Source organism: Loigolactobacillus iwatensis (genome assembly GCF_003950295.1).
GTDB classification, from domain to species: Bacteria; Bacillota; Bacilli; order Lactobacillales; family Lactobacillaceae; genus Loigolactobacillus; species Loigolactobacillus iwatensis.
The window spans coordinates 25472-32503 of record NZ_RHNP01000035.1; the positions used below are offsets into that span (position 1 = coordinate 25472).

The following is a 7032-nucleotide window of genomic DNA, read 5'->3' on the forward strand; positions in this document are numbered from 1 at the left end:
GGCGATCGTAACTAAGCACAGGAATCTGCTTTTTCAAACACGTTTCCACTAAATTAGTCCGGAAAATACTAGTGAGAGTATTTTCTAAATTTGAACTAAATTCCGAAGGCAGCACTTGAATTTGGCGATCTTTGTCCCATTTCAAGTTCTCCAGACCATAACAAAGTATCCTTAAATTAGCGAGTAATTCATTAAGACCATTTTTGTACGCGTAACTAATTACGGAAAATCGATTTTCAAACACGTTATCAAAAAAATAAGGTTGCTAGCAAAATTAATTCTGCCGCAACCCTATTTTTTTCGCCAACTTATTGAACTATTTCACGCGTGCTAAGAAATAACGTTTCTTACCCCGGCGAACAATCACAAAACGGCCATCAAAGGCAGCCGCTGGATCAACAGTGAATTCCAGATCACGAATTCGATCACCATTAATTGTAATGGCACCATTAGTAACGTCTTCCCGGGCCTGACGCTTAGATTTTTCAATCTCCGTATCAACTAAAAACTGCACAACATTATTTGGTTCAGTTGAAATCGTCATCGAGGGCACGTCGGCAAAACCTTGTTCGATTTCTGCCGCAGTTAAATCTTTTAAATCCCCAGAGAAAAGCGCTGCAGAAATATGTTCGGCCTGCTTAACGGCCGCCTCACTGTGCACAAATTTGGTAACTTCTTGTGCTAAACGACGCTGGGCCTCGCGCTTTTCTGGCTGCGTTTTAACCTTTTCAGCCAAGGCAGCAATTTCTTCTTGTGACAAGAAAGTAAAGTATTTCAAATATTTAATAACATCACGATCATCTTGATTTAACCAGAATTGATAAAATTCATAAGGTGACGTCTTTTCTGGATCAAGCCAAACTGCCCCACCAGCGGTCTTTCCAAATTTAGTTCCATCAGCCTTTAACATCAGTGGAATTGTTAACGCGAAGGCCTTTGCGTCAGCACCTTCTTGCTTATGAATTAAATCAATTCCGGCCGTAATGTTTCCCCACTGATCGGCGCCACCAATTTGTAACTGGACGTCTTCATGCCGGTATAGGTGCAAAAAATCAATTGACTGTAAAATCTGGTAAGTAAATTCAGTAAACGAAATACCAACCTCTAAACGGCTGGCCACAACCTCTTTATTTAACATTGTATTCACGTTAAATAATTTACCGTAATCACGTAGAAAATCTAATAAAGAAAGTTTGGATAACCAATCATAGTTATTAACAATCCGAAAATTGTCCGTACCAAATAATTTCTCCATTTGCGCGGATAAATGATCCTGATTGTGTTGAACTTGAGTCATCGATTGCAAAACACGTTCCGAATTTTTACCTGATGGATCACCAATTGCGCCGGTGCCCCCACCAATCACAATCACTGGATGGTGGCCAGCTAGTTGAAATCGTTTCAACATCATGAACGGAATCAAGTGTCCAATATGTAAGCTATCGCCGGTTGGATCAACGCCACAGTATAAACCAATCTGTTTTTCACTCGTTAATTCGCGCAACCCAGCTTCATCCGTCGTTTGGTTAACGGCGCCCCGCCATTTAAGTTCGTCAATAATATTCTCCGTCATTTTATAACCTCCGTTAATCCTGTTTAAAATTATCATAACTAACAAAAAAAGTCCCCGACCAAGTCAAAAACTTGATCAGGGACGAAATTTTTCCGCGTTACCACCCAAAGTTATAGCTACTGCTATCACTCGCCTCATTTTTATCGAAATGACCCGTGACATTCGTGTAAAAAGTGTAATTTGCAGTGTAACATCGGTTAGTTTTCAGCCACCACTAACTTTCTGAACGGTTGGTTACGCCACTACTGTACTTTTTGTGTCCGTTATGAAATTAAGTTTACTATAACTTACACCGTGGTGCCTGTCAAGCCGGCGCTCAGAACGCATTAATCAATTAGTCAGTCCTTTTTAATGGCCATAAACAATATTCACCCAATTAGGTTAAGGACACTAATCGGCCATCTTTTTAAACATTCCTACTTCAAGTAAAATTTCAAGTTAGGCTGCTTGTTAAGCTGAATCGCCGCTTTAATCCAGAGAAAGCCTAAACTATCTAAAAGTGGGCTATCCTGCAATGACAATGCTTGGGGCGCAAAGCCCATTTGCTTAGCCAAATCCGTTACTTGTTTTACTGCAGCTTGATCGTCGCCGGCAAAGAATTGAACGCTGCCTTCTGGCTTAATCATGTTGGCAGAGCCTGTTTGGTTAAAGCCCTTAACAACTGCTGTATCTGGTAAAGTTTCTTGAAGTAACTGAGTTTGTGACTTCCCAGCGAAAGTTTTAGGGCCAGAAAAGTCACTGGTAATGGCGTTAGTCACATCTACCAAAATCTTACCCTTCAAATCGGCCTTTAACTGTTTAGCCAAATCAAGCACTGTCTGACCAGGCACCGTTAAGATTAGTAAATCAGCATCCTTAGCCACAGCAGCATTGGTCTGGTAGTCAGCTGTTGCCTTTCTTGAACCAAGCAATGGGGTATAGCCATTCGCCGTTAAATTCTCTTTTAAAGCCGTGCCAACTTGGCCACTAGCTCCTAAAATTCCAATTTTCATAATCGGCCTCCTTAAAACTTTTAAATCGACTTCATTTTACTACAAATTGATTTTACTAGTACCAATTTTTACTTACTCGTTTTTCAATTCATTTTATCTAGAGATAGATTTTAAAGAAACTAATTCTTATTAGGGCGGCATTTGTACCAACCTAAGCCGATTGCAATAAGCACAAGACCGCCGCCTAACCAAATTAGATAATTTTCTTGTTGCGATTGCGTTCGCGGCAGACGTTCGACTGCTAGGTTCCTTATTTCAGAACGATTTGGTTTACTGACCAAATGCGGTCTCTTCGTGTCCAGCGACTGGGAGGCCAGCTCAACTTGACCAGAATTACCGTTGCCCTCTGTTTTCGTTGCCCCAAACACGGGTGATTGTAGCATCATCCCGACACCGGCCACCATCAAGCAGTTAAGCATTAAATATAACCACTTTTTATTGTGGACACTCATTATTAGTCCCCCTCACTAGTACACCTAACCTTGTTTACAACCGTTATTAGTCAAAATTGTAATTAAAGAATGCAGAATTTTACTGACAATTTTAAACTAACCTTTCCCCAATTAACGTTAGACCCATTTCACAAGTTTGTGCTAAAACATGCTTTGCCTCACCTTCAAAATAGTACTTCTTTGCTATTTGTAAATTGGGACCAACAAGACCAATACAAACAGTTCCCGCCGGCTCACCAGCGAGTGCTTCTGGACCAGCAGCACCCGTAAAAGAAATCGCGTAGTCCGTCGCGGCCAGATCTTGGGCCTTAATTGCCATTTGTTGCGCAACCTCATTACTAACAACCCCATACTGCCGAATCAGTTTCGGCGCCACGCCCAGCAATTGCGTTTTTGATTCGCTTGAATAAGTGATAAAGCCCCCAGGATAAACATCACTGGCCGCTTCAGTCGCCGCCAATTGAGTTTGAAATTGACCACCAGTTAAGCTTTCGGCCGCCGTTAAAGTTAATCCTCGTTCTGCTAAAAGTTGTGTTAATTCGGAAAATTCCATTTATACACCTCATTTTCAAAAGAACGTTCAAAAATACGAGCAACTATTACCACGTGTCTTTTTCCAACAAACTATCAATTAGTTTTTATGCAATCCTACTTTTTTTCAGCATAGCAAATAACATCGGCCAACAAAACGAATAAACATACTAAAGTATATAAATTGCTTTCACCAACGTTGCTATATTAAAGTGACAGTATGATTAATAGCTGGGTAATGTAACTTGGCCTTAATTCTAGAAATATGATTCTGTTTAGGCCGTGGAAAATATTTTTAACAGTATCTCACTAGCTGATTTAATGGAAATGTGCTTGAAAATTACCTTTGCGCGTATTTCCTGACTAATTTGGTGTAAATCTCTGCCAGCTCAACCTTTAAAACAATGAAATATTCATTCTCTAAAAATAAAATTTTACCGTTACAGCCAGCAAGCCCTAACCCCCAAGGAGGTACAAAAATGACAAAATTTGATGAAGAAAAACACCTCGAAGAACACTTTGAAACCGAAACAAATCGTAGTGGCGCCCACGACAGCAATATGAGCTATGATGAGCAGAACGAAAATCCAATGGAAAAACCCGAAGTCACACCAGAACAAGTCCCTGATGCCACTGAAACGATGAATTTCAATAAAACGGACCCACATAATAACGAGGCCGCGGATCAACGTCGGCAAAACGACACCAGTGTTTACTTGGCGGATAAGCAACCTAAGGATGAGGACAAGTAGCGAACAATTACGAAGGAAGTGATGAGCGTTGAATCAAAAGGCACCGGAAATTGTGACGGAATTACGGCAAAATATTGTGCGCATGCCAGAAATTATTCACCAAGCCAGCGGTATTATCATTTTGGGCAAACGAATTCGTTCGATCATTTTTTCTACTGATATGGCAATCATTAAAAATACCAACGCCGACGCTGTCATTGCCGTCTATCCCTTCACGCCCCACCCGGCGATCATGCAAGGAATCAGCATGGTGGCGGACATCCCCGTTTTTGCCGGTGTTGGCGGTGGTCTGACTCATGGTCAACGCTCGGTGAACATTAGTCTGTTTGCCGAAAGCCTTGGTAGTATTGGCGTGGTCATCAATGCACCGACACCGATTGAAACAATTAAGGCGGTCAATCAAGTCGTTGACATCCCACTTATTTTAACGGTAGTTACTGAACAAACTGATCTAAAACCACGTTTGGCCGCAGGTGTCGATATTGTCAATATTTCTGGCGGTAAAAATACAACCAGTATTGTGCGGCAAGTACGACGAAATTACCCTGAATTACCGATTATTGCCACTGGGGGTAAATCTGATGAAACCATTGAAGAAGTCATTGCAGCAGGAGCCAACGCCGTCACCTACACGCCACCAACTAATGGTGAACTTTTCAGTAAGAAAATGGCTCTTTATCGTAAACAAGAAATCGAAAGAACCAAAAATAACCCTTAGCTGATAAAGTTAACCACCCATTACTGACGCGCTAGCAATTAAAAAAGGGACCCCCATAATTGGTAATCAAATTCACCAATTACAGGGGTCCCTTATTTGACTAATGTACTATAACCGCATTTGAAAGGCCATACTATTCGCTGCACTAACGAGTCGGAAAATTTAACCGTTTCAAAATATTTTGCTTACGGTTTAGGTAGTGTTTGGAAAAGCGGTTAGTTACAACAAATAAATTTGCTTTTTCAAACACGTTTACACGGAATTTGCCAGAGAGAAAGGAGTTAAGGTATTTTCTAAACACACCACTAGTCTAATCAGTAGTAAATAAGTTCAAGTAACAGTCGCTACGTTTCAGCGACTGGCTACCAATTAATGCACCTACTTCAATTTCAAGATTCGTTCCAGCATTGCCATACCAGCTGTCAAATCCTCATGCTGAAAATGATTGGCGCGAATTCGTTTTGGATCACCGCCGTGGTAATATTCGTACATGAGTTGTCGTTGACCAAAGGCAGCACTACTAACGTCAAAAGCCAAATTCAATAATTTAGCCCGATCTTCGGCCCCAATTTTTTCTGACGTATAGGCCTGCCGTAAAATCGTGGCGTTATCCCCGCTGAATTCCCTAAAATCAGGAATGGCCACCATTGAGCCTGCTGCTAAATGTTGAATAACCTGCAAGGCCTTTTCATACATTTTCGGTAAACTGTCCCGGACCGCGGTTAGGGCTTGTTCACTAGGGGCAAAGATCCCTTGCTCATCCAGTTGACCATTCAATTCCGAATTAACGATAGTCCCCTTGATTAACTCAAGATTCGAGGTTAATTCACCTAATTGTTCGGCGACCCCTAAATAGTCGGCTAACCCTAAGGCCTTGGCCACCCGAATTGCCAGACTAGTTACAAATTCTAACTTAGTAACGCCGCGAACCTCATCTTGGTGCGCAGTGTGGATGAACATCCCCGATTCAACGAAGAAACGGTTGGACATAGCATAATCGTTATAAACAAAAACGTCCGTCCACGGAATAAAGGCGTGATCAAATAAAACGTAAGCGTCAATTTCATCAAAGGCGTTACTCAAGGGATAATCATTTTCACTATAGCCAGGATGATTAAGCGGCTTACGGCAAACGATCTTAGCCCCGGATAAATTAAGCGGCGCAGCAAAGGCAAGGCCATAGCTGGTATCACCGGCGTCCAACAATAATTCTGGTGGATTGAAGACTAATAATTCGTCCGCAATTGGTGCTAGCGTATTTACCATTTTGGCTCCAGAAACGTAGATTCCCTTTTCATCATGATCAACTGTATGGACACCTGCGTAACCCTTTGGAATCGCATTTAACGCCTTGCTGCGATCAAGCTGTGGGTTTTGCAAAGCGTGGGAAACAAAAATATCTCCCTTTTTAATTCGCTCGGCGTAGCGTTTAGCGTTTGCCGCAAAATCAGCATATTTACTTTTACCAAGAAAATCGGCCTTCTCACCTAAAACAGCTAAACCGCTGGCAATAAAGTCTGGCGTCCGACCTAACATTCCGTACGATGCTTGGGCAATCTCCGTATACACTGCCCGCTTCTTCTGCAAATCAGTCGCACTGCGCGGTGTCATAAAGGCAGTCGCAAAAGTTTGCCCGTCTTCTTGGTAAGTATGCAATTTTGGATTAGTGCGTTGTAAATCATAATAAGTATTAACAACGGCTAGCGTTTTTTGAAAAATTGGTACCTCGGCTACGTTAACCAATGCGCCATCAAAGTAGACGGCGCGCCCATCGTTTAGATCCGTAATCGAACTCATCTTAAAAATCTCCCAACATTTTTATTTACTCGGTAATGCAAAAATTGATTAGATTAGAACGTGTTCTGCCAAACAAAACAGCTTCAATCCTAATTAACAACCAAATTTTTCGTTACACCTCACAAAACCAATAATACACGACAAAACAATCTAAGATTAGTTCCGGTAAGAACTGGTGAGTTTTCCAGTTCTTACCGGATTTTTCTTTTTGTCCGTT

7 protein-coding genes are annotated in these 7032 nt (G+C 41.6%); 2 read left to right on the forward strand and 5 right to left on the reverse strand.

Translation table 11 applies throughout. The features are described from left to right. Window positions 1-316: 316 nt before the first annotated feature. From tyrS to EKM98_RS09295, 4 genes are all read right to left on the reverse strand, one after another. Window positions 317-1573: a tyrosine--tRNA ligase gene (gene tyrS / locus EKM98_RS09280; RefSeq protein ID WP_125982230.1), complete on the reverse strand. Its 1257-nt coding sequence runs from the start codon at window positions 1571-1573 to the stop codon at window positions 317-319. A 416-nt stretch (window positions 1574-1989) separates the two neighbouring features. Continuing rightward, window positions 1990-2565 carry an NADPH-dependent F420 reductase gene (locus EKM98_RS09285; RefSeq protein WP_125982232.1) on the reverse strand — a complete coding sequence of 192 codons (576 nt, stop codon included), beginning with the start codon at window positions 2563-2565 and terminating at the stop codon, window positions 1990-1992. A 119-nt stretch (window positions 2566-2684) separates the two neighbouring features. Beyond that, window positions 2685-3017: a hypothetical protein gene (locus EKM98_RS09290; protein WP_125982234.1), complete on the reverse strand. Its 333-nt coding sequence runs from the start codon at window positions 3015-3017 to the stop codon at window positions 2685-2687. A gap of 91 nt (window positions 3018-3108) precedes the next feature. Then, window positions 3109-3570 carry a CinA family protein gene (locus tag EKM98_RS09295; RefSeq protein WP_125982235.1) on the reverse strand — a complete coding sequence of 154 codons (462 nt, stop codon included), beginning with the start codon at window positions 3568-3570 and terminating at the stop codon, window positions 3109-3111. Between the two features lie 457 nt (window positions 3571-4027). Between EKM98_RS09295 and EKM98_RS09300 the strand changes: the two genes are divergently transcribed. After that, a complete protein-coding gene (locus EKM98_RS09300; RefSeq protein WP_068279956.1) occupies window positions 4028-4300 on the forward strand; it encodes a hypothetical protein in 273 nt (90 codons plus the stop codon). A gap of 82 nt (window positions 4301-4382) precedes the next feature. Continuing rightward, window positions 4383-5018 (forward strand): beta/alpha barrel domain-containing protein, encoded by a 636-nt coding sequence (locus tag EKM98_RS09305; RefSeq protein WP_125982239.1) that lies wholly within the window; start codon window positions 4383-4385, stop codon window positions 5016-5018. A gap of 378 nt (window positions 5019-5396) precedes the next feature. Here the strand turns inward: EKM98_RS09305 and EKM98_RS09310 are convergent, their stop codons facing one another. Further along, entirely contained in the window at window positions 5397-6815 is a 1419-nt protein-coding gene (locus EKM98_RS09310; RefSeq protein ID WP_125982237.1) for a 4-hydroxyphenylacetate 3-hydroxylase N-terminal domain-containing protein, read from the reverse strand. Between the last annotated feature and the right edge of the window lie 217 nt (window positions 6816-7032).

Coding starts and splice junctions, on each gene's coding strand:
- EKM98_RS09300 (WP_068279956.1), top strand. CDS start 4,028: ATGACAAAATTTGATGAAGAAAAACACCTCGAAGAACACTTTGAAACC.
- EKM98_RS09305 (WP_125982239.1), top strand. CDS start 4,383: ATGCCAGAAATTATTCACCAAGCCAGCGGTATTATCATTTTGGGCAAA.
- EKM98_RS09290 (WP_125982234.1), bottom strand. CDS start 3,017: ATGAGTGTCCACAATAAAAAGTGGTTATATTTAATGCTTAACTGCTTG.
- tyrS (WP_125982230.1), bottom strand. CDS start 1,573: ATGACGGAGAATATTATTGACGAACTTAAATGGCGGGGCGCCGTTAAC.
- EKM98_RS09295 (WP_125982235.1), bottom strand. CDS start 3,570: ATGGAATTTTCCGAATTAACACAACTTTTAGCAGAACGAGGATTAACT.
- EKM98_RS09285 (WP_125982232.1), bottom strand. CDS start 2,565: ATGAAAATTGGAATTTTAGGAGCTAGTGGCCAAGTTGGCACGGCTTTA.
- EKM98_RS09310 (WP_125982237.1), bottom strand. CDS start 6,815: ATGAGTTCGATTACGGATCTAAACGATGGGCGCGCCGTCTACTTTGAT.